At 57.9% G+C, this 25747-nt stretch carries 23 protein-coding genes; 4 read left to right on the top strand and 19 right to left on the bottom strand.

The annotated features are described in order from the left end of the window. The first annotated feature begins 97 nt into the window (after positions 1-97). The gene (locus tag RMR21_RS08000; protein WP_498667371.1) at positions 98-1246 is read left to right on the top strand and encodes a hypothetical protein; all 1149 of its coding nucleotides are present in this window, start codon (positions 98-100) and stop codon (positions 1244-1246) included. Positions 1247-1300: 54 nt separating this feature from the next. Here the strand turns inward: RMR21_RS08000 and RMR21_RS07995 are convergent, their stop codons facing one another. From RMR21_RS07995 to RMR21_RS07985, 3 genes are all read right to left on the bottom strand, one after another. Next, the gene (locus RMR21_RS07995) at positions 1301-1534 is read right to left on the bottom strand and encodes a BolA/IbaG family iron-sulfur metabolism protein (protein WP_174153064.1); all 234 of its coding nucleotides are present in this window, start codon (positions 1532-1534) and stop codon (positions 1301-1303) included. Between the two features lie 15 nt (positions 1535-1549). Next, a complete protein-coding gene (gene purL, locus RMR21_RS07990) occupies positions 1550-3784 on the bottom strand; it encodes a phosphoribosylformylglycinamidine synthase subunit PurL (protein WP_498667370.1) in 2235 nt (744 codons plus the stop codon). A 135-nt stretch (positions 3785-3919) separates the two neighbouring features. Beyond that, positions 3920-5338, bottom strand: coding sequence for an aminotransferase-like domain-containing protein (locus RMR21_RS07985; RefSeq protein WP_498667368.1), 1419 nt, complete (start codon positions 5336-5338; stop codon positions 3920-3922). A gap of 102 nt (positions 5339-5440) precedes the next feature. On the opposite strand from RMR21_RS07985, the gene RMR21_RS07980 reads away from it, so the two are divergent. After that, positions 5441-5731, top strand: a complete 291-nt coding sequence (locus tag RMR21_RS07980; protein ID WP_498667367.1) for a DUF1127 domain-containing protein — start codon at positions 5441-5443, stop codon at positions 5729-5731. Positions 5732-5841: 110 nt separating this feature from the next. On the opposite strand, the gene RMR21_RS07975 is transcribed toward RMR21_RS07980, so the two are convergent. From RMR21_RS07975 to bcp, 13 genes are all read right to left on the bottom strand, one after another. After that, on the bottom strand, positions 5842-6255 hold the full coding sequence (locus RMR21_RS07975; RefSeq protein ID WP_498667366.1) for a hypothetical protein: 414 nt from the start codon (positions 6253-6255) through the stop codon (positions 5842-5844). Positions 6256-6314: 59 nt separating this feature from the next. Then, positions 6315-6986, bottom strand: coding sequence for a phosphoribosylformylglycinamidine synthase subunit PurQ (gene purQ / locus RMR21_RS07970; RefSeq protein ID WP_498667365.1), 672 nt, complete (start codon positions 6984-6986; stop codon positions 6315-6317). A gap of 17 nt (positions 6987-7003) precedes the next feature. Next, positions 7004-7246, bottom strand: coding sequence for a phosphoribosylformylglycinamidine synthase subunit PurS (purS, locus tag RMR21_RS07965; RefSeq protein WP_498667363.1), 243 nt, complete (start codon positions 7244-7246; stop codon positions 7004-7006). A gap of 17 nt (positions 7247-7263) precedes the next feature. Next, positions 7264-8028, bottom strand: a complete 765-nt coding sequence (purC, locus tag RMR21_RS07960) for a phosphoribosylaminoimidazolesuccinocarboxamide synthase (RefSeq protein WP_045230303.1) — start codon at positions 8026-8028, stop codon at positions 7264-7266. 376 nt (positions 8029-8404) lie between these two features. Continuing rightward, positions 8405-10951: a sensor domain-containing protein gene (locus RMR21_RS07955; protein WP_498667361.1), complete on the bottom strand. Its 2547-nt coding sequence runs from the start codon at positions 10949-10951 to the stop codon at positions 8405-8407. Positions 10952-11108: 157 nt separating this feature from the next. Continuing rightward, a complete protein-coding gene (locus tag RMR21_RS07950; protein WP_498667360.1) occupies positions 11109-11681 on the bottom strand; it encodes an RBBP9/YdeN family alpha/beta hydrolase in 573 nt (190 codons plus the stop codon). A gap of 184 nt (positions 11682-11865) precedes the next feature. Next, positions 11866-13173, bottom strand: a complete 1308-nt coding sequence (gene purB, locus RMR21_RS07945) for an adenylosuccinate lyase (protein WP_498667358.1) — start codon at positions 13171-13173, stop codon at positions 11866-11868. 123 nt (positions 13174-13296) lie between these two features. Then, positions 13297-13974, bottom strand: coding sequence for a ribulose-phosphate 3-epimerase (gene rpe / locus RMR21_RS07940; protein WP_498667356.1), 678 nt, complete (start codon positions 13972-13974; stop codon positions 13297-13299). A 130-nt stretch (positions 13975-14104) separates the two neighbouring features. Further along, positions 14105-15178, bottom strand: coding sequence for a branched-chain amino acid ABC transporter substrate-binding protein (locus RMR21_RS07935; RefSeq protein ID WP_498667355.1), 1074 nt, complete (start codon positions 15176-15178; stop codon positions 14105-14107). Between the two features lie 136 nt (positions 15179-15314). After that, a complete protein-coding gene (locus RMR21_RS07930) occupies positions 15315-15731 on the bottom strand; it encodes an NUDIX domain-containing protein (RefSeq protein WP_498667354.1) in 417 nt (138 codons plus the stop codon). A 2-nt stretch (positions 15732-15733) separates the two neighbouring features. Then, entirely contained in the window at positions 15734-17302 is a 1569-nt protein-coding gene (locus tag RMR21_RS07925; protein WP_498667352.1) for a DEAD/DEAH box helicase, read from the bottom strand. A 161-nt stretch (positions 17303-17463) separates the two neighbouring features. Further along, complete coding sequence (locus RMR21_RS07920; protein WP_498667351.1) at positions 17464-18729, bottom strand: peptidoglycan DD-metalloendopeptidase family protein; 1266 nt, start codon at positions 18727-18729, stop codon at positions 17464-17466. A gap of 87 nt (positions 18730-18816) precedes the next feature. Then, entirely contained in the window at positions 18817-19284 is a 468-nt protein-coding gene (gene bcp / locus RMR21_RS07915; RefSeq protein WP_498667350.1) for a thioredoxin-dependent thiol peroxidase, read from the bottom strand. A 177-nt stretch (positions 19285-19461) separates the two neighbouring features. On the opposite strand from bcp, the gene RMR21_RS07910 reads away from it, so the two are divergent. Continuing rightward, positions 19462-22860: a YhdP family protein gene (locus RMR21_RS07910; protein WP_498667348.1), complete on the top strand. Its 3399-nt coding sequence runs from the start codon at positions 19462-19464 to the stop codon at positions 22858-22860. A 24-nt stretch (positions 22861-22884) separates the two neighbouring features. On the opposite strand, the gene RMR21_RS07905 is transcribed toward RMR21_RS07910, so the two are convergent. Genes RMR21_RS07905 through RMR21_RS07895 form a run of 3 tightly spaced genes read right to left on the bottom strand, consistent with a single transcriptional unit; the run spans position 22885 to position 24583 of the window. Further along, entirely contained in the window at positions 22885-23592 is a 708-nt protein-coding gene (locus RMR21_RS07905; RefSeq protein ID WP_498667347.1) for a TIGR02281 family clan AA aspartic protease, read from the bottom strand. Further along, the gene (locus tag RMR21_RS07900; RefSeq protein ID WP_498667345.1) at positions 23589-23783 is read right to left on the bottom strand and encodes a DUF1289 domain-containing protein; all 195 of its coding nucleotides are present in this window, start codon (positions 23781-23783) and stop codon (positions 23589-23591) included. Before RMR21_RS07900 ends, RMR21_RS07905 begins: the two co-directional genes overlap by 4 nt. 17 nt (positions 23784-23800) lie before the next feature. Continuing rightward, a complete protein-coding gene (locus RMR21_RS07895) occupies positions 23801-24583 on the bottom strand; it encodes an adenosylcobinamide-GDP ribazoletransferase (RefSeq protein WP_498667344.1) in 783 nt (260 codons plus the stop codon). 136 nt (positions 24584-24719) lie between these two features. On the opposite strand from RMR21_RS07895, the gene cobT reads away from it, so the two are divergent. Beyond that, positions 24720-25742 (top strand): nicotinate-nucleotide--dimethylbenzimidazole phosphoribosyltransferase, encoded by a 1023-nt coding sequence (gene cobT, locus RMR21_RS07890; RefSeq protein ID WP_498667342.1) that lies wholly within the window; start codon positions 24720-24722, stop codon positions 25740-25742. Positions 25743-25747: the final 5 nt, after the last annotated feature.

Genomic DNA, 25747 nt, shown 5'->3' with positions numbered 1-25747 from the left:
CCTCTCATGCCTATAAAATGTCATCATTTACAATATAGGTGCGACGCCCGACGTATCAAGCGATCTTTCGGGGTTGCCCGCTTTAGGATTGCTTTTCATGGCGAAGGTCTCGTCGCGACTCGTCTTTTATTTCCCCGGTTTCGACCCTCTCGACGCAGCAGCGCATCAGCGTCGCTATGAGCGCAGTGCGGCGCAATCCGGCAAGACTTTCGGGATCGATTATACCGTGAGTGCTCTCAGCCAGACGACAGGCGGTAGCCGTATGGATGTCAACGCTGACCATGATGGGCATGCCACGCAATCGATCATCTTCATTCACGACCACAACGACCTGATTTCGAAGCTGCGTGCGGCGTCTGTCTGGAAACAGATCGGGCTCGGTTTCAAGGCCGGGGCCGGGATCATCCGAGAGGGTGGCGCTCTCGCCTATTTTCGTCATGCCTGGCGCTTCGGTCTGTTTTTTCTGTTCCCGTTTCTCTTCATCTCACTGGGTATCGTCGCCGCTCTCCTGATTGCGGCGCTGCCGCTGATGGTCGGTGTTTCCAAACTTTTCTGTCTTCTTACCATTCCGCTTGGTTACCTCTTCTTCGCAACAGGCGTCATGCCGTTTTCGGAGCGGTTTCACACGCTGCATCTGTTTGCCGACTGGCGTTTTGCGCTGGCGGTGGGGCGTAACGAGCCTATGGCGCGGGACTGGATCGAAGACAAGGCACGGGACGTGCTGACGGCGCTGGGGCAGGGCTCAGACGAGGTTCTGTTCGTTTCCCATAGCATGGGGGCAAGTTTGGCACTGGCGGTTGCAGGCCGTGTGCTGGAGCTCAAACCGGATGCCTTCGATGATCGCCATGTGTCTTTCGTGACGCTGGGCGGTGCGGCACTTCAATGCGGCCTGCTCTCCAGTGCCTCACGGCTGCGCCAGAGCATTGGCGTTATGGCGCGGCATGCGCATGTCAACTGGTTTGACATCCAGTGTCTGACCGATCCCATTCATCTCTACAAGTGCCATACAGCACAGCTGACAGGGTACAGCGATGCAAGCCAGCCGAAGATCGTGCCGATCCGTTTTAAGCATTCGCTCTCTGAAGAACGGTACAAGAAGAACAAACGCAATTTCTTGCGCATGCACCGTCAATATGTGCTGGGTTCCGACCGCAAATCCGGTTTCGATTTCACGCTGCTAACGGCGGGTCCGTTGCCTGCAGCGTCCTTCGCAGACCTGCGGTCCGACAAACCGCCGCATATGTAAAAGGCCCGCGCGAGGGTTTCGCGCAGGCCTTTGATCTTGAATACGGACGTTGGTTTATTCCGGTGCTGAGGTCTGAAGTGCCAGAGCATGCAGAACGCCGCCCATATTGCCCTTCAGCGCGTCATAGACCATCTGGTGCTGCTGCACGCGCGTCTTACCCTTGAAGGCTTCAGCCACGACTTCCGCCGCGTAGTGATCGCCGTCACCGGCAAGATCACGAATGGTTACCTTCGAGCCGGGAATTCCGGCCTTAATCATGTCCTCAATGTCGCCGGGCTTCATGGGCATGGTCTGTCTCCTCGATTATTCTGCAGCGGCGAGAAACTCGCCATCCATGAATTGAGGGAACCATGATTCATAGGCGCTGCGCAATTCATTAATCTCCACAGCGCGAGCCGTGCCCAGCTTTACTGTGGAGCCACCGGTCTTGCCGATAACGGCAAGCGAAACGCCTTGCGAAGCGGCGCGGGATTTTACGGTTTCGAGATCGGACTGGCTGACCGTCAGGACATAACGACCCTGATCTTCGCCGTAGAATGTGAGGACCGGATTGTGACCTTCGACGGCCTCGACCGTCGCACCGATATCCGAGGCGATGGCCATTTCGGCGACGGCGAGAGCGAGGCCGCCGGACGAGCAATCGTGAACGGCGCTCGTCAGGCCATCTGTGATGATGGCGCGGACGAAATCACCGGTCTTCTTTTCGTGGGCGAGATCGACATGCGGGGCAGGGCCATCGGTGCGGCCATGGACATCGCGCATGTAGACGGACTGGGCGATGTGGGTACCAAGACCTTCCGGTGCACCCGCCAGAAGAATGACCTCATCGCTGGCTGCAAAGCGGATGCGCGCCATCTTGGCCCAGTCACCCAGCAAGCCGACGCCGCCGATGGTTGGCGTGGGCAGAATCGCCTGTCCGTTGGTCTCGTTGTAGAGCGAAACATTGCCGGAAACGATCGGGAATTCCAGCGCGATGCAGGCTTCACCGATGCCCTTGATGGCATGAACGAGCTGGCTCATGATCTCTGGCTTTTCCGGGTTGCCGAAGTTGAGGTTGTCGGTGGCTGCCAGCGGCAATGCGCCGGTAGCTGTGATGTTGCGCCAGCATTCGGCCACAGCCTGCTTGCCGCCTTCGAAGGCGTCTGCCTCCACGTAGCGCGGAGTAACGTCAGACGAGAAGGCCAGCGCCTTGGTGGCATGACCTTCGACGCGCACCACACCGGCATCACCTCCGGGTAGCTGTAGGGAGTTGCCCTGGATCAGCGTGTCGTACTGCTCGTAAACCCAACGGCGCGAGGAGTTGTTGGCGGAACCGACGAGCTTGAGAAGCGCATCGGCAATATCAGCTTCCGGTATATCGTTCTTAGCCAGCGGTGCAGGCACCTTGGCAGGCGTCCATGGGCGATCATATTCCGGGGCTTCGTCGCCCAGTTCCTTGATCGGCAGGTTGGCGACTTCTTCGCCATTGTGCAGAACGCGGAAGCGCAGGTCGTCCGTCGTCTTGCCGACGATGGCGAAATCCAAGCCCCACTTGACGAAGATCGCCTTGGCGACTTCTTCCTTCGATGGCTCCAGAACCATGAGCATGCGCTCCTGGCTTTCCGACAGCATCATTTCGTAAGCGGTCATGCGCTCTTCGCGAACCGGAACCTGATCAAGATTCAGTTCGATACCGAGGTCGCCCTTGGCGCCCATTTCAACCGCAGAGCAGGTGAGGCCAGCGGCACCCATATCCTGAATGGCGATGACGGCACCTGTCTTCATCAATTCAAGGCAGGCCTCCAACAGGCACTTTTCGGTGAAGGGGTCGCCAACCTGAACGGTGGGACGCTTTTCCTCGATGGATTCGTCGAATTCGGCAGAGGCCATGGTCGCGCCGCCGACGCCATCGCGGCCCGTCTTTGCACCGAGATAAACGACCGGCAGGCCTACGCCCTTGGCTTCGGACAGAAAGATGGCGTCGGACTTTGCAAGACCAGCTGCGAATGCGTTGACGAGGATGTTGCCGTTATAGCGCGCGTCGAACTCGACTTCGCCGCCAACCGTGGGAACGCCAAAGGAGTTGCCGTAACCGCCGACACCGGCCACGACGCCAGCCACGAGGTGGCGTGTCTTGGGATGATCCGGTGCGCCGAAGCGCAGCGCGTTCATGGCAGCGATGGGACGCGCGCCCATGGTGAAGACGTCACGCAGGATACCGCCGACGCCGGTCGCAGCGCCCTGATAAGGCTCGATGTAAGACGGGTGGTTGTGGCTTTCCATCTTGAAGACGACGACATCGCCATCATCGATGTCCACGACACCAGCGTTTTCACCGGGGCCCTGAATGACGCGCTTGCCTGTGGTCGGCAGCGTCTTCAGCCACTTCTTGGAAGACTTGTAAGAGCAATGCTCGTTCCACATGGCCGAGAAGATACCGAGTTCGGTAAAGCTCGGCTCGCGTCCGATGAGGTCGAGAATGCGCTGATATTCGTCGGGCTTGAGCCCATGGGATGCAATGAGTTCCGGGGTGATCTGGATATGATTTGGAAGTGTCATAGGTCTCACGGGGTTCGAGCCGGTACGGGAGTTTCCGGTTGTTTACCGCAAGAGGCGGCCGGGTGCGACAGGAAAATGGCTTGAGGCGGTCGCAAAAGCTGACTTCACCCCCATTTTTTGTTGCCGATTTCCGTCTCAGGCTACGCCTTCGTAGCCCGCAGAGCCGTTGTCCAGCAGTTGCCGCAGAATGTCGAAAGCATCGATCATCTCGCCACGGGTTCTGGGTGCGGAAAAACTGATGCGGACGCGATGAAAGACCTTTTCCGAGCGCCCAGCTTTGAATTCATCCTCGTCGTCGATGAGGATGCCTTCCTTCATGGCGGCACTGCGGAAGGTCCCAGACAACCATGGCTCCGGCAGTTTGAGCCATAGGAAGGGAACATCCGGCATCGAGTTGAACTCGAAATTGGCAAAAGCACTGCGGGCTATCTGTTCACGTGCGTTGATTTCGGCGGTGCAGTCCTTGAGAATGTCGTGTGCATCGCCGCTGTTGACCATGCGGGCGCAAAGTTCCGCCAACAGGAATGGGAGGCCGCCGGTCATCATGGCGTGTGAGATACGGATGCGCGAGGCGAAATTTGACGGGCAGGCGACCCAGCCGCCACGCACGCCGGCCGAAACCGATTTCGACAGACCGCCGACGACAAAGGTGAGATCCGGTGCGAACTGCGCCATCATCGGCGGCTGGTCAGTGACCATGGCGCCGTAGAGATTGTCCTCGATGATCCAGACATTGTAGCGGCGGGCGATATCGGCAATCGCACGGCGACGCTCGGCGGGAAGGGTGGCACAGGTCGGGTTCTGGCCTGTTGGCATGAGGAAGACCATTTTCGGATGCTGTTGCGCACAGACCCGCTCGAAGTCTTCGGGAACGATACCCTCCTCGTCACTATCCACGACGGAGGCACGGCGACCGGCCAAAATGGCGGCCCGGGCAATCTGGGAATAGGTGGCGGCTTCGAAAACAATGCGGTCTCCCGGCGAGGTCATGGCGGTGATGACGCCCATGATGGCTGCATGCGCGCCGAGTGTCGGAACGATGTTGTCTGCCGTCGGCGACCAATCCCCCTGTGACAGCCAGCGAACACCGGCCTGCGACCATTCCTGCGGAAACGCTCTAGCATAATCGGTGATCTGGAAGGAGCATTCCCGCAATATATCCGAGATATGGCGATCGATCAGCACGTTCTGTCCCACATCGGGTGCGGCTGTCGTGTTCAGGCGATATCTATTGGGTGTATCAGAGGTTGGCCGCGTCCCGCCGAAGGAGGCGACTGCGCGTTCCAGCTTGGCCGTGGGGCTTGGCGTGATGCTCGTGTTCACATAGGTGCCGCGCCCGACTTCACCGCTGACAAGGCCACGTTCATGGATGAGTGCGTAAGCGCGGCTGATGGTGCCGATCGTCACCCCCAGATCGAAGGCGAGATTTCTTTGCGGTGGCAGCTTTGCGCCAGCGGGTAGGGTTCCGTCGGAGATCGCAGCTTCAATGCTATCCGCGAGCTTGATGTAAAGCGGGCCTGTGCCGGTGGAGAGGTCTGGAATCCAATTTGTCATGGTGACAATATATGCATTGTATTCATTGTTAAGTCAATTGTATCTGTGTTGAAACGGTTGAATGAAAGGCGCTTCTGCGTTGATAGGTACAATATGCTCAAGATGGATCAATACAATCAGACAATAGATACAATGTATCCGGATGGGTACCAGCGCGAGCGTTTGTTTCGCGACAGTGGCGATATGGTCGATCCGAAATCGGCTATCGTCGCACATGGTGTGTTTGGGCGATTGATCGCGGTGATTGGGTCTTGGCAGAGCAAACGAGCGGGCAGGCTGGCGCTTCGGGAATTGGCGAACGAGCAATTGCAGGACATCGGCGTGACACGTGAGCAGGCGTTGAGGGAGGCTCAAAAGGCGTTGTTCTCGTCTTGGCTAACACCGCCACGTTGAACCAGCTACTTTTCTGCCGCAAGCATCGCCAAGTTTCCCCTGGCGCTGCACACCATTGTCGGCAGAGCCCGCCATGCGCCAGTCCCAACCGGCGCGGGCGGGTTTTCTGTTTACGAGCAGCCCTTGCCGCCATTCGCCCAACGCTTGACGTCGGTGGAGATGCGGGCCGAATGCGGTTCGTTCATGGCAGGGCCGAAGGCGTCGACCTTGGCAGGATTGCCTTCCGCCTGCACAACGAGCATGGGGCGCGATTCCGGGCTGTTGCGCGGTACCAGCAGAATGCGGGGGCGACCGGAAAAGGAATTGAGTTCAGGCGCGAGGCGGTAGGCCTTGAAAGCCGGGTCGCCCGACTTGAACCAGCAGGCATTGGCACCCAGCGCCACGCGCTCCATGACCGGCAAGGCTGCCTGCGATGTGGATGAGGAGGTTGCCGGTTTTCTGTCGGACTGGCAAGCCGCCACAGAGAGGGCAACCAGGCCAAGGCCTGCAATGTTCAATGCGCTACGAAGGGGCAGGCGGTTCATCGCTTCAATCCATGAAAGTGAAATACAACAAGGCCGGTGTAACCCGGCTTTGTTAATATTTACGCTGCGATGACGCCAAGGGCGGAAGCAAAAATGCCGCGCCCGTCATTACCGCCATGGGCGGCTTCGATGAGATTTTCCGGGTGTGGCATCATGCCGAGCACATTGCCTTCGGCATTGATGATGCCGGCGATATCGTTGAGCGAGCCGTTGGGATTGGTACCCTCGGCATAGCGAAACACGACCTGGCCGTTGTCTTCCAAAGACTTCAGCTGTTCCGGCTCCACGAAGTAGTTGCCATCGTGATGGGCGACCGGAGAGCGGATGATCTGGCCTTTGTCGTAAGCGCGGGTGAATTCGGTGTCGCTGTTGACGACTTCCAGCTTCACTTCACGGCAGACGAATTTGAGCGACGCATTGCGCATCAATGCGCCGGGCAGCATGCCTGCTTCGACCAGGATCTGGAAGCCGTTGCAGACGCCGAGAACCTTGACGCCTTTGTCAGCCTTTTCCCTGATAGCCTGCATGACGGGCATGCGTGCGGCAATGGCGCCGCAGCGCAGGTAATCGCCATAGGAGAAGCCACCGGGAATGACGATGAGGTCGACATCGGGGATGTCCGTTTCCGTCTGCCAGATGGTGACAGGTGCCTTGCCGGAAATCCGTGTCAAAGCCGCGATCATGTCACGGTCGCGATTGAGGCCCGGAAGCTGGACGACTGCGGATTTCATGGAGCGGCTCCTGAGCGTCAGAGAATAGCGATCGAGTAGTTTTCGATCACAGTATTGGCGAGGAGCTTTTCGCACATCGCCTTCAGGTCAGCCTCGGCTTTCGCCTGATCGGCTGCGTTCAATTCGAGATCGAAGACCTTGCCCTGACGAACATGACCGACGCCATCGAAACCGAGGCTGCCGAGCGCGCCTTCGATTGCCTTACCCTGCGGATCGAGAACGCCGTTTTTCAGCGTAACAGTCACCCGTGCCTTGATCACCTGATGCTCTCCTGAATTTACTTGACCAGAACCGGGCCGGTGCCGCGGATCGGTTCATTTTCGTTGATGATGCCGAGACGGCGCGCGACTTCCGAATAGGCTTCCAGAAGCCCACCCATATCGCGGCGAAAACGGTCCTTGTCCATCTTTTCCTGCGTCTCGATATCCCACAGACGGCAGCTGTCTGGGGAAATCTCGTCGGCCAAGATGATGCGCATCATGTCGCCCTCGTAAAGGCGGCCACATTCGATCTTGAAATCGACCAGCTGAATGCCGACGCCGAGGAAAAGACCCGAAAGGAAGTCGTTGACGCGAATCGCAAGCGCCATGATATCGTCAAGCTCTGCCGGGTTTGCCCAGCCGAAGGCGGTGATGTGCTCTTCCGAGACCATCGGGTCTTCAAGCGCGTCGGATTTGTAATAGAACTCGATGATAGAGCGCGGCAGAACCACGCCCTCATCGATACCCAGCCGTTTGGAAAGCGAGCCAGCGGCAACATTGCGCACGACGATCTCGAGCGGGATCATCTCCACTTCCTTGATCAACTGCTCGCGCATGTTGAGGCGGCGGATGAAGTGCGTGGGAATGCCGATCTTGTTGAGGTGCGTGAAAAGATATTCCGAAATACGATTGTTCAGAACACCCTTGCCGTCGATGACCTCGTGCTTTTTCTTGTTGAAGGCGGTTGCGTCGTCCTTGAAGAACTGGATGAGAGTTCCCGGCTCTGGACCTTCGTAAAGGATCTTGGCCTTGCCTTCGTAAATACGGCGGCGACGGTTCATATTAACAAATCTCTTGGTTGGCGCCGGATGGGCGGCGTTCGTTTCGTGTATTGAAGCGGTCCCATAACGGAAAAGAAGCCATTCGACAATGAGGCAGGGGCTGCGTTCGCATCGATTGTGGCCCTTGCCTGCTGCTTCTACGAGACGGTCGTCCCGCCGTCGGGCCTTTTCAACAGGTTTATTTCTACCAAAAACGATTTCGGCAGAATGTGCGATAATAACAAGCAGTAAAACACGGCTAAATTTATGCCGATGTTGAAAAATGTGCAAAATATGCATGCCGGATGACAGATGCTCGCAACGCAGTCAGAGGATATTCATTTGTCTTATTCGCATGGTGGACCTTAGCAATAGCTGTGTTGTCCATATGCGGTCTTCATTTTGGGAGTGTTGCGGCGTGTTCCATGGCCCGTAAAGATCGCTGAATGGCGAAGGGTGCGGTTCTCCAGCCTTCATTTGTCACAAAGGTGCGGACTTGATCGGCCGGAAGCGGGCGACACAGGGCGTATCCCTGAAGCGAATCGCAGTTTAGGTCTTGAAGTATGCGGATATGGTCTGCGGTCTCCACCCCTTCGGCGATGACCTTGATGCCCAGGGAATGGCCGATATCGATGATGGAGCCCAAGAGCTTTCGCTGCTCGATGGATTGGGGAGCGAGCTTCACGAGCTCCCGGTCGACTTTGAGCGTTGTGGGGTTGACCTTCAACAGGCTGATGATCGAGGCGTGGCCGGTGCCGAAGTCGTCGATTTCGATATCGATGCCAAGCGTGCGCAGTTTTTGCAGGTTCGAAAGGGCGATCTCGTTGCTGTCGTCCAGAAAAATCGATTCCAGCAGCTCGAAGGACAATGTTCCCGGCTCCATCTTGAGCCCGTCCAGTGTTTTCGCCAGCAGTGGATCATGCAGGCGCCTTGCCGAGACGTTCACCGACACCTTTGGTATGGGCAGACCATCCACACGCCAACGTTTGAAATCGATGATCGCTTTTTCCAGAATGACGCCATCGATGGCGGCGACCACGTCGAGGTCTTCGGCGATATCCAGGAATTTGTCGGGGGCGAGGATACCCTCTACTGGGTGGTTCCAGCGCGCCAGCGTTTCGACACCGGAGATGTCCAGCGTATGGGCATCGAACTGGAGCTGGTAATACGGAACGAACTCGTCTCGCTCCAGTGCCGTCAGGATTTCGTCTGAGACTCGTTTGGTGTTGATCAGCCAATCCTGTGTATCGGACGAGAAGAAATCATAGCGATTGCGTCCGCTTTTTTTCGCATTATACAACGCCATATCCGCATTGAGCAGAAGCTGCTTGTAATCGAAATTCGGGTCCATGCCGCAGGCGATGCCGATGCTGGCACCGAAGCGGCACTCCTGCCCGTCGTACAGAACAGGCTTTCGCAGCTCCTTCACCAGTCTGTCTGCGATGGACGCAATCTTGCGGGTGTTGCCGTTGAAGGGTGACAGAAGTACGAATTCGTCGCCGCCGATGCGGGCGATGAACTCGTTGGTCTTCAGGTTTCTGCGCAGCATGTCCGCGACGTGCTTGAGGATCACATCGCCGGCGCGGTGGCCCAGCGTGTCATTGATCTGCTTGAAACGGTCGAGCCCGATATGCAAGACGGCGATGCCGGGACCGGTTCGATCGGCCGCCAGGGTTCGGCGTTCCAGAATGGTGTCGAGATAGCGGCGGTTGGGCAAATCCGTCAGATAATCGTGCATCGCATTGTGCTCGATGCTCAGCTTGGCAGCTTCCAGTTCGCAGGCGCGTGCCTCTGCCAGCATGCGGGCGCGTTCCAACTCGTTGCGCAGTTGCACATCCGCTGTCACATCCCAGTTCACGCCGATCATCTTCTTGCGGCCATCCTCATCGACGAAAGGGAGCGAACGCGCACGCACATAGCGGAGCGAACCATCCGCCCTGACGATCCGATACTCTTCCGAGAAGGGCTGAAGCTCTCTGATCTTGTTTGATACATTGGTATCAACACGTGCCAGATCATCCGGGTGGACGCGTGTTTCCCACAGGCCGCCGATTTTCACGGGTGTGGCGGGATCAACCTCGTATATCTCACACATGCGGTTGTCCCAGATCGTCTCGCCAGCGTCGAAATCGACTTCGAAAACGCCGACCTGCGAGGCCTCGAGCGCGACTTTCAGATGGCGCGATATGCGCTCCATCTCGTTTTCCGTCGCCTTGCGTTCAGACACATCGGTATCCGTGCCCACGATCCGCACGGCCTTGCCGTATTCGTCACGCTCGACACAGGCCCCGCGACATTCGATCCATACCCAGTGGCCATCCTTGTGCCGCTCGCGATACTGGAATGCTGTATAGGCCGGGTCGCCTGCGTTCTGCCTCTCGATGCAGTGGAGTGTGTGTTCGCGATCATCGGGATGGATCAAGTCCACCCAGCGCTCGAAATCGGTCTCGATCTCATCCTCTGCCGTCATGCCCCGAATAGCGCGCCATGTTTCCGAGCCGTACATCTCGCCGGTGATGAAGTTCTGGTCCCACACGCCCGAAAGCGAACTGACCAGCGCGCTGTTCCAGCGGCTTTCGCGCTGCGCTATCTCCTGTTCGCGCACCCTCTGGGGTGTGACATCGGTGAACTGGACAAGAACGGTTTTAAGATCGCCTACCTGGAGGAAGGAGAGAGACAGGAGCGCGTATCGCGGGTCAGACGGTATGCCCTCAAGTTGGACCTCCAACGTTGCAGGTGATCGACCCGCAAGCAAATCGAGGGCTTCGGCCACGCGCACTCTGTCGTCGGAGTGGATAAAATCCAGGAGATGGGCAGGGTCGCTGCAATGGGGCAGAGAGGGTGCGTTTGGCGGCAGGTAGGCTATGTCACCGCCGGGCCAGATCTGGATGGCAGGAACAGGCAGGGCGTCGAGAATATCTTTCAGCAAGAGATCTTGGTTCACACGATCCTGCCACCGTTAAAACGATTAAAACGCACCCAAAAGCGCGCTGCCTATTTCACAGGTTATTGTTGCAGACTTAAGCTGTAGTTAAAAGGGAGGTGTAGAAAATTCTGTGTTACAAGTGATAATCGCGCCTTCGCGCAGATATTCAATGGAATCAGTTGTGAAATCTGGCAGGCGGTTTCAGCTTGCTGATAAACTGCGCGAACACCATCGTGCCTTCCGGCCAGGGGCCGTGACCCGATTCGGCATTGATATGGCCTGACATCCCCGCATCGATCAATGTCGAGCCCCAGGCATTGGCAATATCGCCCGCATGTTCGTAGGTACCGAATGGGTCGTTTTGGCTGGCAATGGTGATCGTGGGAAATGGCAAGGGATCGCGCGGGTATGGGCCAAACGTCATCAGGTGCTTGGGACGGATATCCGGGTTTGCGACGTCAGGCGGGGCAACGAACATCGCACCGGCTATCTTATCTTTGATCTGGGGCAGGGCATGCATCACAGTTGGCACGCCAAGCGAATGCGCCACCAGCACCACGGGCTTGGTGCAGGCGTTCACTTCTTCAACAAGCTTTGCCACCCAGTCTTCGCGGACCGGCTTGGACCATTCTGACTGCTCCACGCGGCGTGCGGTGGAGAGCTTCTCCTGCCAGCGGCTTTGCCAGTGTTCGGGGCCGGAATTGGTGTAGCCGGGAACGATGAGGATATCTGCTTCGGATGCTTTCATGCCGCATATCTCGGTGTGATTGTGAGTGGAATCAAGGTGACGGTTTGTGTCGTGGCGGTAAATCCTCTCCCCGTCATCCTTGGGCTTGTCCCGAGGATCTACGCACGTCGCATCCGCAGACGCGTGATTAGATCCTTGGGACCAGCCCGAGGATGACGGAAGAAGGGATGAAAGTCTTTCGACATCAAGCCTTGCCGAAGACGCGATTGAAAATCGTATCGACGTGCTTGGTGTGATAGCCCAGATCGAATTTCTCGCGGATTTTGTCTTCCGGCAGCGCGGCGCGCACCTCTTCGTCGGCGAGCAGCTCTTCCAGGAAGTCCTTGCCTTCTTCCCAGACGCGCATGGCGTTGCGCTGAACGAGACGGTAGCTGTCTTCGCGGGAAACGCCAGCCTGCGTCAGGGCGAGAAGAACGCGCTGCGAGTGAACGAGACCGCGGAACTTGTTCATGTTCTTGAGCATGTTGTCCGGGTAGATGACCAACTTTTCGACAACGCCTGCCAGACGGTTCAATGCGAAATCGAGCGTGATCGTCGTGTCGGGGCCGATGGCGCGCTCAACCGAAGAGTGGCTGATATCGCGCTCGTGCCACAGGGCAACGTTTTCCATGGCGGGCACCACCGACATGCGCACGAGACGCGCAAGGCCCGTCAGGTTTTCGGTCAGCACCGGGTTGCGCTTGTGCGGCATGGCGGACGAGCCCTTCTGGCCCGGAGAGAAGAACTCTTCGGCTTCCAGAACTTCGGTGCGCTGCATGTGGCGGATTTCGATGGCGACGTTTTCGATGGACGATGCGATGACACCGAGCGTTGCGAAGAACATGGCGTGGCGGTCGCGTGGGATCACCTGTGTGGAGACGGGCTCTGGAGTGAGACCCAGCGCCTTGCAGACATGTTCTTCGACCGATGGATCGATATTGGCAAAGGTGCCGACAGCACCGGAAATAGCGCCGGTTGCGATTTCCGCGCGGGCTGCAACGAGGCGGGCGCGGTTGCGGTCCATCTCGGCATAGAAGCGGGCAAACGTCAGGCCCATCGTCGTCGGCTCGGCATGAATGCCGTGGCTGCGACCGATGCGGACCGTGTCCTTGTGTTCGAAGGCGCGGGTCTTCAGCGCGTTGAGAACGCGGTCCATATCCGCGATCAGAAGATCGGCAGCGCGCACGAGCTGAATGTTCAGTGTCGTGTCCAGCACGTCAGACGAGGTCATACCCTGATGGATGAAGCGGCTGTCGGGGCCAACGAATTCGGCCAAATGCGTCAGAAAGGCGATGACGTCATGCTTGGTGACGGCTTCGATCTCATCGATCCGCGCAACGTCGAACTCCGCAGCGCCGCCCTTTTCCCAAATGGTCTCTGCTGCTTCCTTTGGGATGACGCCGATGTCCGCCAGAGCATCACAGGCATGTGCCTCGATTTCGAACCAGATGCGGAACTTGGTTTCCGGCGACCAGATTGCGACCATTTCCGGTCGGGAGTAACGAGGGATCATGGCAATGACTTTCTCTCAGGAAGGAATATGTCTGCCCCTTTAGCAAAGTGTTCCGGCAATCTCAACGCATACGAGGGCCGGGAACGATGTGGCGAGGGGCAGGTGTAGGAAAGGATGAGCCGCTTAACTGCGACCCTGTTCTGCGGATGCGCGTACGGCGCTGACCATCGTGCGGTAGTCTTCCACGCCATCGCCTTTAAAGATCGCTGAACCGGCAACCAGGACGTTGGCACCGGCGGCAATGGCGCTTCCGGCTGTCGCTATGGTAATGCCGCCATCGACTTCCAGTTCGATCGGCCTGTCTCCGATCAGTGACTTGGCGGCGCGGATCTTGTCGAGCATGGCGGGAATGAATTTCTGCCCGCCGAAGCCGGGGTTGACGCTCATGATGAGAATGAGATCGACATCATCCAGCACATTTTCCAGAACCGACAGAGGGGTGGCCGGGTTGAGCGTGACGCCAACCTTTTTGCCTAGTGAGCGGATGGTTTGCAGCGAACGGTGCAGATGCGGGCCTGCCTCGGCGTGAACCGTGATGCCATCACAGCCAGCCTTGGCGAAGGCTTCGAGATAGGGGTCGGCGGGCGCGATCATCAGATGGCAATCGAAGAAGGCCTGGCTGTGCGGACGCAGTGCCTTGATGACATCCGGACCGAACGAGATATTCGGCACGAAATGGCCGTCCATGATGTCGAGATGAATCCAGTCGGCGCCGGCTGCCGTTACATCGGCCACTTCCTGTCCAAGTTTTGCAAAATTGGCGGCAAGAATGGAGGGGGCAATCCGCACGGGAAGAGGCATCTGCAAAGCTCCTAGAATAAACATGTGAGACGCTGACGGAGTTTGGAAATAGTCCTTCGCCATCGGTCTCTTATTGTGCGCATTTAGCACCGATGCGTCGCATCAACAATCACAGCTCATGCAATTGCTCTTAACGCTCGGCACGTTCCACAGGTACGAAAGCCGTCCCGTTCCACTGTTGGAGACGGTAAGGGTTGGTCTGAAGCTCGTGCCGGTCGTTGAAAACGATGGGGCCGAGTGCGGTCTCGAATGTGGTACCCACCAGAAGCGTGGGGGCTGGCTTGCCTTCCGACTTTGTGAGCCCGACGAGTTTTGCGGCGATCTGGGTCACGGCAAAGGCGGGCAGGGTGTATCCCTCTGGCTCCACATTGGCGGCTCGCAACGCCTTCACCGCATCGGCAGCCGAGGGCAACGTCGATGCATCTGGTAGGGTCAGGGCGAGCACGCCAGCAGGCATCGGGACCGGGGTGTTGGCCGCCCGCATCGTATCGCCTGAGAGAATGGTGAGTGGCGCATTCTCCGCTGCGGCATCGCGGGCAATGATGGCGACATCATTCCGCTCTGCGCCGATGAAAACGTGGGTGATGCCAGTGCGGCTCAAGCGTCTTACGAGGGCTACCTGATGTTCCTGCGCAGGGCGAATCGTATCGGTGAATGTCGGCTTGAGGCCTGATTCTTCCAGCTTCGCGCGGATTTTATCCACCAGTTCGCGGCTGTAGATGGTGCCGTCATCGATCAGACCGAAAGAGTGAGCCTTCCAGTCGCGCAGGATCGCGGCGATCACGGCTTCCGATTCATCATCCTCTGATGGTGCCAGGCGAAACAGCGGCCAGTCGCGCTTGAGCGTGTCTTCCATAAGGCCTGACGCGCGGCTCGACAGGGTAATTGCGGGAATGGCGGCGTTTTTCAGGGTTGGCAACGCGTCCGGCAGGGTTTCGGTGCACAGGAAGCCGACGACGATACTGACCTTTGCAGCCACCAACCCGTCGGCAATGGCGCCGCCGCTTCCTTCTTCGCAGCTTTCGTGAATTTCCATGATATCGAGGCCGATTTTCGCCGCAGCGATCTTGACGCCCTGGCGAATTTGCACGCCGAGCATCTCATACGGTCCGCTCTGCGGCGCGACGACACCGATGGTCGCGGCACTTGCTGTACCCGCCAGAAATAGGCTGGCGGCAACTGTGAGCAGGCGAATGAAATGCATGGCGCGGGGATTTTCCTCTTGCTGTCATGCGATGTTTATCGACACCGGACGGTTTGCAAAAGAGGCAATGCCTTTTAAACGTCCATCCAGCAGAAGTTTTCGCGCATTTTCAGCACTATAGGCTTGTCAGTCTGGTTTACGCCTTGCCATCGCGCAGATGCTGGAAGGCATCGCGGGCAAAAAGGGAGAGGGGCTGAGGAAGGTCGTCCATCGCGAACCAGCCCATATCTGACAACTTATCGGGTTCGGTTAGGCTGGGTTCGCCCTGGATGTCGTCAGCCAGATAGATAAGCGACAGCCAGTGCTGGCCGTCGGCCGGAAGGATCTGCTCGCTGAGGCACAGGAAGCGCACGTCACCGATCGTCAGGCCGGTTTCTTCCTCGGCCTCGCGTTTTGCAGCGAGGTGTGCGGTTTCCATGTGGTCGACCTTGCCGCCCACAATGCTCCAATGCCCTGCCTCGGGCGGCTTCACGCGCTTGTAGAGAAGCACCTTGCCATCGCGTTCGATGACAAGGCCTGCGCCGACACCAGGAAAATCGATGCCGGGCTTCATGGTCAGGCTTTTGCGGTCGCGACAATCAGCATGAAAGCAGGAATGTCGTCGCCGAAGCCGACCGGTGTCGGGCCGTCATCGTGATCGCGGTAGTGCCGGCGGCGATTGTCATCGTTGGCAGGTGGCGCCGAATTGTGGTTACGCTCGAAATTGCGAGGTGCTCTTTCTTGCTTGCGTTCTGCCTTCAACTTGTCGCCTCCATTGGCCGCGATCTCTATGATGGCAGCTGGCTGAATGATTTTTTCTTCGATGTCTGGCTGCGGTGCTGCGGCTTGAACCTGGGGAGCGGCATCGCGACGGTTTCTGTCACGGCCACGACCGCGTTCACGGTCTTTTTCCTTGCCGCGGCGCGGACGCTCCGAAGCGAAACTTTCCATCGGTTCCGGCAGGGCGGTCAGGTCACCATTCAACCATTCGATCTTCTCATTGATGAGCTTTTCGATGGCGTCGAGATATTTCGTGTCACGGCGGTTGACGAGCGTGAACGCAGCGCCGGAGCGGCCTGCGCGACCCGTGCGACCGATGCGGTGAACGTAGTCTTCCGCATGGATCGGAACATCGAAGTTGAAGACGTGGCTGACATCAGGGATATCGAGGCCACGAGCCGCAACATCGGACGCGACGAGCAGGGTGATCTGATTGTCCTTGAAGCCCGCGAGCATTTTCGTGCGCGAGTTCTGGTCCATATCGCCATGCAGAGCACCGACCGAGAAGCCGTGACGTTCCAGCGAGCGGAACAGGTCAGCGACATCCTTCTTGCGATTGCAGAAAATGATCGCGTTCTTCAGGTCGGTCTGGGCATTGATGAGGTCGCGCAGAATGGCGCGCTTCTCGTAGTCCTTGTCATGCGTGGCGACGATGCGCTGCGTGACGGTCTTTGCCGTGGACGATGGCTTGGCGACTTCGATGCGAACCGGGTTCTGCAGGAAGCGGTCGGCCAGTTTCTGAATTTCCGGCGGCATGGTCGCCGAGAAGAACAGCGTCTGACGGGTGAAGGGAATCATCTTCGCGATACGTTCGATATCGGGGATGAAGCCCATGTCGAGCATACGGTCAGCTTCGTCGATCACAAGGATTTCGACGCCGGTCATCAGAAGCTTGCCGCGTTCGCAATGGTCGAGCAGGCGGCCGGGGGTGCAGATGAGAACGTCTGCGCCGCGCTCCAGCTTGCGATCCTGTTCGTCGAAGGATACGCCACCGATGAGAAGGGCCACGTTGAGCTTGTGGTTCTTGCCGTATTTTTCGAAGTTCTCAGCCACCTGTGCGGCGAGTTCGCGTGTCGGCTCAAGGATGAGGGTTCGCGGCATTCTTGCGCGCGCACGGCCTTTTTCCAGAAGGGTCAGCATCGGCAATACGAAGGATGCGGTCTTCCCCGTACCCGTCTGCGCGATGCCGCAAATGTCGCGTCGTTCCAACGCTGGTGGAATCGCGCCTTCTTGAATAGGTGTCGGTATCGTGTAGCCGGCACTTTCGATAGCAGAAAGAACTTTTTGGCTCAGGCCAAGATCAGAGAATGTTGTCAAAGGAAAAACTGTTTCCGTGTTGGTTCGAAAAGAACACTTAGCCGTCATAACGGCGACGCCGTAGACTGTAGCGGCGAAATAGGCCGAATTAGCCAGAAAGTCAAGGAAACAGGGATTTATCCCAAAATAATACAGGTTGCCGCACTGTTTGCAGTGGGACTGGCAATTGTATCCTTATCAATAACCACCGCGGTATCGCGCCGACTGTTCTATTGAAGATAGGTTTTCAGCTCGGTTCCGGCAACCAGAAAACGAGCCGGATCGACCGGATTGTCATTCAGGCGCACTTCGTAATGGACATGCGGGCCGGTCGACCGACCCGTGCTGCCCGCCTTGCCGATGACGTCGCCGAGCGCGACCTTGTCGCCTTCCTTGACGAGAATTTGCGACATGTGACCATATCGTGTGGTGATGCCTTTGCCATGATCGATTTCCACCATATTGCCGTAACCGCCGGAAAATCCAGCGCTCAAGACCGTTCCGGCACCTGTCGTGTGTACGTTGGCGCCGGTTTCTGCGACAAAATCGATACCGGCATGCAAAGCCAGACGACCCAGAAACGGGTCCATGCGGTTTCCGAAACGGCTGGAAATTTCACGTCCGGGGGCGGGGTTTCCGAAGGGCAGCGACACGGCGGCACCGCGCACGGTCTCCAGCCGGTTGAGTGCCGTATCCAGGTTGCCGAGCTGTTCTTCGAACGTGGCAGCGCTTGATGTCATCGGCTCCACGAAGGGACCACCGATATTTTGGGATGCCGAATCGTCGATCTTGATACCGGTTCGGCGGATGATGTCGGCCATGGCGTCAGCCTTGGTCTCGGCGCCTGTCGTCAGTGAGGCGATTCGCGTCAGTTGCTCATTCTCGACCTTGCTGAGGGAAGTGATCATCATCGAAAGGCTGCGATCTGACAGTTTTTCGCTTTTGGAGGTGTAGCCGATACTGCCTTTCAGGCTGGTCGAGGACGACGACAGGACAGTGTCGATTGCCTTCGATGCGCCGGAGAGGCTGGCTCTTTTGTCTGGTGAATAGGCTTTGACCGGCGGTGCCTGATCGAGCGTGTCGGATACGCCCGATTTTTCGGCGCGCTCCAGAAGTTCGCTCATGCGGCCATGGCGGGAGGTGAGGTCCTTTTGCTGCGCAAGCAGCTTCTCGACCTTGCGCTCCACGGCCTGCTGGTCGAGCATCTGCTTTGAGGTGACGCGGTCTACCTGTGCGCGCAGGGCGGAGATCCGGTCCTCATATTCCGTTTGCATGCGGGACTGGCGGGCGATGGTGGCTCCGACGAGATCGTCGCGCAGCATGAGATAGGCCGTTGCGCCGATATAGCCCACGCTCAAAAGGCCAGCGAGGCAAAGGCCGGTCGCGGCGAGCCATGGCCGAATGGTGAAGTGGCGCACCTTGTCGCCACTTGCAAGAATCAAGACGTGCTGCTGGCGTTTTTTGCCAAATGCCAGGTTTTTACCCGCTCCCGTCAAAATCCATCCTCCAGCCTATTGTCGTTCGACTGGATAGTAATTTGTTAAGGTTAACGAAGTTTTGACTTCGCGGAGCCGGGCTGCTCCCTAGAGCTGTTTGATGGTTTCGAGAACGGCTTTGGCGTGGCCTGGAACCTTTACCTTGTTCCAGATATGGGCAATCTTGCCGTCTGGTGACACGAGGTAGGTCGTGCGCTCAACACCCATATATTTTTTGCCATACATGCTTTTTTCCTTCCAGACGCCATAGGCTTCCAGAACCTTGCGCTCCTCGTCGGAGGCCAGCATGACAGATAGGGAGTGTTTAGCGGCAAATTTGTCGTGGCTCTTGACCGAATCAGGCGAGATTCCGATCACCACGGCATTGGCGGCTTCGAAATCGCCGCCCATGGCGCTGAAGTCGATGGCCTGCGCTGTGCAGCCAGATGTGTCGTCCTTGGGGTAGAAGTAGAGTACCACGGATTTGCCATTGAGGCTCGAGAGTGTGATGTCTCCGCTGCCGTTTCTGGGGAGGGTAAAATCCGGTGCAATATCGCCAATTTTCAAATCTGTCATGGGTGACCTTTCTTTCGCCGGATTGTTGAGTAAATGGGCCATTATTCGATATATACCGAATAAGCGCTTCGTCCAGTCTTGTGGCGAGTCAGACGGTGTGATTGGTTGAACCGTCACTCCGAACAGGCCGTGATGGTAATTTCATGGCCGTGGCAATTCCGGGAGCAGGCACGGCGAATGGCGGAAATTCGTGGCGAGAAGGTAAGTTTCAACAAGCGCGATATCCAGCCGCTGCATGCGATGCCGTCTGCCCAAATTGAAGATCCCATCATCGTTCATTGCCCCGCGCCGCGTTCCATGATGCGATCGCTCCTCAAAGTTTTCGCAGCGCTGGTGGTTCTGGCCTTCATCTCCATCGGTGGCATCATTTTATCCATCGAGACGGGCTCGGTCGACAACGCGCTTTCGACGCAGGCCAAGCAGGCGCTGGAACATGCGCTGGGCTCACGTTACGAAGCGCGTATCGGCTCCACATCGGTTCGGTTTGCATCGGGCTTTCAGCTGGCACTGGTGGCGCAGGATGTCGACATCATCGAGCAGGCCACCGGCCAGCATATGAGCCGCGCCCGTGCGATCGGTATGGCGCTCGATCCTCTGGCGCTTCTTACAGGTCGCGTCTCCGTTCAAAGCATCGAAGCGACCGGCATGGAACTCGACACAGCCCTGCTGCCGAAAGGGCAGGGCATTGACATGGCGAAACTGCGTGTCGATGCGTTGCCTAACTATCTGAACATCGCCTTCAAGGCGCTGGATACCTTTGCGCAGACGTTCAAAAGCAGCGGCACGGACGAGATCGATCTGTCGGATATTTCGATCCGTCTTCCACCGAAACAGGACGGTGGTGCACGGACCATCGTGCTGCAGGAGCTTTCGCTGGTGCCAGACGGTGAGGGCGGTTACGCGCTGGACGGTAGTGTGGCGTTCAACGGTGAGGTTGCCACCCTTGCGCTGGCAGCGAAAGGTGCCAATGGCGGCATCGACACTTTCAGTGCCAGGCTCGATGGGTTCGATATTGGACCGCTTCTGGAGCTGCACGACCCTGAAGGATTGATGCATCAGGGCCTCAACGTAAAAGCGGGCCTGAACATTCTCGGCAGCCGTGAGCGCGCTGACGCGAAGCCCGCACTGTCGGTGTCGGCGGGCATTGGCGATGGAAAGTTGTATATTGGCGGCGACGCGCAACCGGTGTCGGGCGGCCGCATCAATGCTCACTACGATTTCGACAGCAACGTGATTGCTCTGGACAATTCTGGCTTCACCTTCGGCCAGTCCGTTCTACCGCTTCGTGCAAACATCAAGGATAATCCTGAAGGTTTCGATCTCTCGCTGAAACTGGAAGGTGCGCAGGCCGTGGCCGAGGCGGGCGGTGAACCACCCGTGTCATTCGATCTGACGGCCGATGGCACCTTCAATAAAACAACGCGCAGCCTGGATATTCCTGGGCTCTATGTCAAAAGTCCGCTCGGCGATATGGCTGGCTCGTTGAAAGTGAAGTTCGGTGTCGGTTCGCCGGAAATCAGTTTCGGCGGTCAGATTGCGCAGATGGAAGCAACGGCTGTGAAGCAGCTGTGGCCGTTCTGGATGGCGCGAAAGGCCCGACCCTGGGTCATTTCAAACCTTTATGGCGGCACCGTTCGCAATGGCTCCATCTCTGTGTTTATACCTCAGGGCAAGATGTGTGGCCCCGGTTGCCCGATGGAGCTTTCTGGTGACGAGTTGCAGATCAAGTTCGATGTGGAAAATACCCGTCTCAGTGTCGCAGGCGACATTCCGCCTTTGCGCGATGCCTCCGCTCGTTTCGAGTTGAAGGGCGAAACGATTGATGTCGATATCATTAAGGCGACGTCGTTCTCTCCGTCCAACCGAACGTTGACGCTCGAAAACAGCAGGTTCAAAATACAGTCGGTCTATGAGAAGCCGCTGATGGCCGATCTTGATCTCAACCTCTCCGGTGCTGCGGATGCCGTGGCCGAGATGGCGACGTTCCGGCCGCTCAATGCCTTGAAGGATTCTGAGTTCAAACCCGGAGACTTTGCGGGGCAGGTAAAGGCGAATGTCAAGCTGACGGTGGGTCTCCTGAACACCCAGAACCCGCCACCGCCGGTGTGGTCGGCGCGCCTCGATCTCGAAGATGTCGCACTGACACGACCCTTTGCCGGTCGCACCGTGTCTGGTGTCAACGGGCCGCTGACGATCGACCAGCAGGCCTTGCGCTTGAAGGGCAAAGGGCGGATCGACGATGTGGCAATGGATATCGATCTCGTTCAGCCGGTTGGAAAGTCCAGTACAGTTGCCCGCCAACTGATGCTCAAGGCAACGCTTGAATCGGCGCAGATCGCTAAACTCGCACCGGAGCTTCGAAAGATTATTAGCGGCACGACGCTGCTGGAGATCAACGGGAGCGACCCGAAGCGCCAGAGCGTGAAACTTGACCTGTCCAATGCCTCGCTTGTTCTGCCCGGTATAGGCTGGACAAAGGGCCCCGGTATCGCGGCGACGGCATCCCTTACGGTCGAAGTGGTGGATGGCCGCACCAATATCAGTGACTTCTCGTTGAAGGGCGACGGTTTCGGCGCCAACGGCGAGCTTTCCTTCGACAAGAGTGGATTGATCTCTGCGAATTTCTCACGCTTCCAACTATCACCGCAGGACAATTTCGCGGTGGCTGTGTCCTCTTCGCGCAAGAACTACACCATCAATGCCAATGGCAAGTCCATCGATTTGAGGCCACTGATCGCCAAGCTTCGAAACTCCGCGCCAAATGGCGGTGGCGGTAGCGGATCCGGGTCCGGTGATGGCGATTTCGGCTCTTTCTCGATCAAGGCGCAGATAGACAAAGTCTATGGCTTCAACGATGAGGTGATGAGCAACGTCGATGCCGATGTCAATCTTCGCAATGGCAAGCTGCGCACCATCGACCTCAAGGGTGTTACCAGCCGTGGCCAGGCTCTTGTGGCGCAGACCATCAACCGCGGCGATGGCGGGACGATCAACGTGACGACCAGCGATGCCGGATCGTTCGTGCGGTTTACAAACCTTTATTCGCGCCTGCGTGGCGGCCTGCTGAACCTTGCACTGACGACGGCCAACGGAAACGACTGGAGCGGGTCTCTCGATATGCGCAATTTTGCCGTCGTGAACGAGGCCAAGCTTCAGGATATCGTCGCCACACCGACAGGGCAGGATGGCCGCAGCCTCAATACAGCCGTTCGGCGCAACATCGATGTCAGCTCGGAGAAATTCCAGCGCGGATTTGCGCGGGTCGTCTATGTCAACGGCACGCTTGCGCTGGAAAACGGGGTTGTGCGTGGCGAGCAGATAGGCGCGACCTTCCAGGGCATCGTCAAGGATCAAAACGGCAATATGGATATGACCGGCACCTTCATGCCGGCCTATGGTCTCAACCGGCTGTTCGGTGAGTTGCCCTTCATCGGCATATTCCTCGGAAACGGTCAGGATCGCGGCCTGCTCGGCATCACCTTCAAGCTGACAGGACAGACGGACACGCCGCGTCTTGTGATCAATCCGCTATCGCTGATCGCACCGGGTGTGTTCCGCCAGATTTTCGAGTTCTAATGTTGTAGACCGGGCAGTCCGGCTTCACTGATCGCGCAGTCTCAGCTCGTCCGTCTGCATTTGAAGCGAGCCAAGCGTGGACAGGAATGTCATACCCAAGAGGCTCTGGTCGAGCTGGCCTTCCTGTGCAACGAGGCCTTCCACGTTGCGTCTGACAATCGGGCCGATGGCGAGTTGTCGCAAGCTGACGGGAGCGGCGGATGTGCGGCCATTGGCCGTCATGACCGAAACGGAGTAATCCAGGCTTTCGACGTTGATGCCAACCGCTGCTGCGTCTTCGCTCGATAGGACCACCGAACTTGCACCGGTATCGACGAGCATGTGGATGCTGGTATCGTTGACCAGCGCGTCGGTTTCAAAATGTCCGTTCATGGATTTGTTGATGATGACCTCCTGCCCACCGTCCTGGGTGGTGACGACGACAGCGCGACCCGGAATGAGCCCGGCCAGCACCCTGTCTCCAACACGCTGGAAATCGTAGCGGTAGAGATAGAGGACGACGAGACCGAGAATGATGACGAGCCAGATGGCCATCTGGCGGATGGCGGTGCCGAAGCCACCGCGATTGCCCTGCAGTATGCCGACCGATAGGAGGGCCGCTATGGGTGCGAGATATATCAAATGTGCGAAATCGTCATTGGCGATGCCGAATGTGCGACCGCTATCATTATTGAAGATGAGCAGAGCAAGACCGATGCCCAGGATCAGAAAAACAAAGGTCAGCCTGTTCATACGGTCTCGGTCTCCCCGGTGTTTTTAGCGTTGCGGCTCGACATGCGGTTCGCCAACTCGTTCATGATGGCGCTGCGTGCTGCATCCCCATAGCCGGACCAACCCATGATCTCGTCGATCGTGCGATAACAGCCCACACACAGGCCATCATCGGGATCGAGCGAACAGACGTTTATGCAAGGCGTTTCCATTGGTTTATATCTTCACATCAGACGATCAGAGCAAGCCCGGCGAGCATCACGATCTCCGTGATCTGCTGGGTTGCGCCGATGGTGTCGCCGGTATGTCCGTGGATTTTGTGGTTGCAGTATCGATTGAAGAGATACGTGGCGGCCAAAGGCGCTGCGAGGGCAATGACGAAGGGAAACGGCGAATAATAATTCATGGCGATTACGCCCGCGATACCGAAGCCGTATCCCAGTGCGCCTGTTCTCTGCGTCTCGTCTGGCTGGCCCGCCGATGCGGCAACTCCGCTTGGTCGAGCGGGGGCAAGGGATTGCCAATGCCAGACCATGGCACCACGGCTGAGACAGGCGACGGCGATGAGACTGATGGCAATACCCAGTGCCGATAGCTCTCTCATCAGTGCGGCAAGGGCTGCCACCCTTAAGACGAAGGAGAGGATGAGGGCGATGGCGCCATAGGTGCCGATGCGGCTATCCCTCATGATCTCCAGCGCACGTTCTTTCGAACTCCCACCACCGAAACCGTCAGCCGTATCGGCAAGGCCATCTTCGTGCAGCGCGCCGGTTATCAGAGTTGCGATGGTTAGCACGAGGGCTGCCGACAGAAGGGGGTCTGCGTCATTCGAGACGAGTATTGCTGCCACACAGGCAGACGGGATGGCGATGAGAATGCCAGCCAACGGGAAGACGCGAGACGACTGCGCTATCGAGCGGTGATCGTCTTCAAAAAAGACATCGTGCACGGGGATACGGCTGAGAAAGGCCAGTGATCGCATGATATCCGTCAGATAATTGCCAGTCCGCAACCGTCTCTCCAGTCCGTGAGGAGATGCCGATCGTATTTGAGGTTGTTCCTCTGCGCATCCCCGATTATGAGAAGCGCAACAAAGACCGATTTGCCGGAAAACACAAGCGTCCGGCGCGACCAGAAAGACCGATATCATGAGCATGAGCGGATTGCCTTTTGATGATTTTCGTACGCTGCTGCGCGATTTGCCGGGGCCGAATACTTTTGCGCTCGTCGCTGCCAAGGAGCGCAACGCGCAACTCACCAAGCCCGCCGGTTCGCTGGGACGTCTTGAGGAAATCGCGATGTGGCTGGCCGCGTGGTCAGGTCGCGCGCCTGCGGTAAATCGGCCGCTGGTGGCAATCTTTGCCGGAAACCACGGCGTCACCCGTCACGGTGTCACGCCTTACCCGTCCTCCGTCACGCAGCAGATGGTGGAAAACTTTGCCGCCGGTGGCGCCGCCATCAACCAGATTTGCGTTACCCACGATCTTGGCCTGAAGATTTTCGATCTGGCACTGGATTATCCGACAGGTGACATCACCTGCGAACCAGCGCTTTCCGAGCGCGACTGTGCCGCCACAATGGCGTTCGGCATGGAGGCGATTGCCGGTGGTACCGATCTTCTGTGTATCGGCGAAATGGGCATCGGCAACACCACGATTGCCGCTGCGATCAATCTGGCTCTTTATGGCGGCACCGCCGAGGAGTGGACGGGTCCGGGCACCGGTTCCGAAGGCGATGTCATGGCGCGCAAGATTGCCGCCGTAAAAGCGGCTGTCGAATTCCACAGGGATCATCTCTCCGATCCGCTGGAAATCATGCGTCGTCTGGGTGGGCGTGAAATCGCTGCGATGGCGGGTGCCATCCTGGCTGCGCGGGTGGAGAAAATTCCGGTTCTGATCGATGGTTATGTCGCGACCGCGGCAGCGGCACTGCTCAAGGCTGCCAATCCGGCAGCACTCGACCATTGCCTGATCGGCCATGTATCGGGTGAGCCGGGCCATCTCGCGGCAGTCGAGAGACTGGGCAAGACGCCGCTTCTGGCGCTCGGTATGCGCTTGGGCGAGGGCACCGGCGCCGCTCTTGCTGCCGGCATCGTCAAATCCGCAGCCGCGTGTCATTCTGGAATGGCGACGTTTGCAGCGGCTGGTGTCGATACCCGCACCGATCACTGAGATCA

It is taken from the genome of Agrobacterium sp. rho-8.1, from assembly GCF_033957725.1.
In the GTDB taxonomy this organism is placed as follows: Bacteria; Pseudomonadota; Alphaproteobacteria; order Rhizobiales; family Rhizobiaceae; genus Agrobacterium.
The sequence above is the reverse complement of the archived record's forward strand: the minus strand, read 5'-3'. Positions and strand labels throughout refer to the sequence as shown.

What these genes read in the sequence shown, in the direction of transcription:
- RMR21_RS08000 (WP_498667371.1), top strand. Translation starts at nt 98, where the DNA reads ATGGCGAAGGTCTCGTCGCGACTCGTCTTTTATTTCCCCGGTTTCGAC.
- RMR21_RS07995 (WP_174153064.1), bottom strand. Translation starts at nt 1,534, where the DNA reads ATGCCCATGAAGCCCGGCGACATTGAGGACATGATTAAGGCCGGAATT.
- purL (WP_498667370.1), bottom strand. Translation starts at nt 3,784, where the DNA reads ATGACACTTCCAAATCATATCCAGATCACCCCGGAACTCATTGCATCC.
- RMR21_RS07985 (WP_498667368.1), bottom strand. Translation starts at nt 5,338, where the DNA reads ATGACAAATTGGATTCCAGACCTCTCCACCGGCACAGGCCCGCTTTAC.
- RMR21_RS07980 (WP_498667367.1), top strand. Translation starts at nt 5,441, where the DNA reads ATGGATCAATACAATCAGACAATAGATACAATGTATCCGGATGGGTAC.
- RMR21_RS07975 (WP_498667366.1), bottom strand. Translation starts at nt 6,255, where the DNA reads ATGAACCGCCTGCCCCTTCGTAGCGCATTGAACATTGCAGGCCTTGGC.
- purQ (WP_498667365.1), bottom strand. Translation starts at nt 6,986, where the DNA reads ATGAAATCCGCAGTCGTCCAGCTTCCGGGCCTCAATCGCGACCGTGAC.
- purC (WP_045230303.1), bottom strand. Translation starts at nt 8,028, where the DNA reads ATGAACCGTCGCCGCCGTATTTACGAAGGCAAGGCCAAGATCCTTTAC.
- RMR21_RS07950 (WP_498667360.1), bottom strand. Translation starts at nt 11,681, where the DNA reads ATGAAAGCATCCGAAGCAGATATCCTCATCGTTCCCGGCTACACCAAT.
- purB (WP_498667358.1), bottom strand. Translation starts at nt 13,173, where the DNA reads ATGATCCCTCGTTACTCCCGACCGGAAATGGTCGCAATCTGGTCGCCG.
- rpe (WP_498667356.1), bottom strand. Translation starts at nt 13,974, where the DNA reads ATGCCTCTTCCCGTGCGGATTGCCCCCTCCATTCTTGCCGCCAATTTT.
- RMR21_RS07935 (WP_498667355.1), bottom strand. Translation starts at nt 15,178, where the DNA reads ATGCATTTCATTCGCCTGCTCACAGTTGCCGCCAGCCTATTTCTGGCG.
- RMR21_RS07930 (WP_498667354.1), bottom strand. Translation starts at nt 15,731, where the DNA reads ATGAAGCCCGGCATCGATTTTCCTGGTGTCGGCGCAGGCCTTGTCATC.
- RMR21_RS07925 (WP_498667352.1), bottom strand. Translation starts at nt 17,302, where the DNA reads ATGACGGCTAAGTGTTCTTTTCGAACCAACACGGAAACAGTTTTTCCT.
- bcp (WP_498667350.1), bottom strand. Translation starts at nt 19,284, where the DNA reads ATGACAGATTTGAAAATTGGCGATATTGCACCGGATTTTACCCTCCCC.
- RMR21_RS07910 (WP_498667348.1), top strand. Translation starts at nt 19,462, where the DNA reads ATGGCGGAAATTCGTGGCGAGAAGGTAAGTTTCAACAAGCGCGATATC.
- RMR21_RS07905 (WP_498667347.1), bottom strand. Translation starts at nt 23,592, where the DNA reads ATGAACAGGCTGACCTTTGTTTTTCTGATCCTGGGCATCGGTCTTGCT.
- RMR21_RS07900 (WP_498667345.1), bottom strand. Translation starts at nt 23,783, where the DNA reads ATGGAAACGCCTTGCATAAACGTCTGTTCGCTCGATCCCGATGATGGC.
- cobT (WP_498667342.1), top strand. Translation starts at nt 24,720, where the DNA reads ATGAGCATGAGCGGATTGCCTTTTGATGATTTTCGTACGCTGCTGCGC.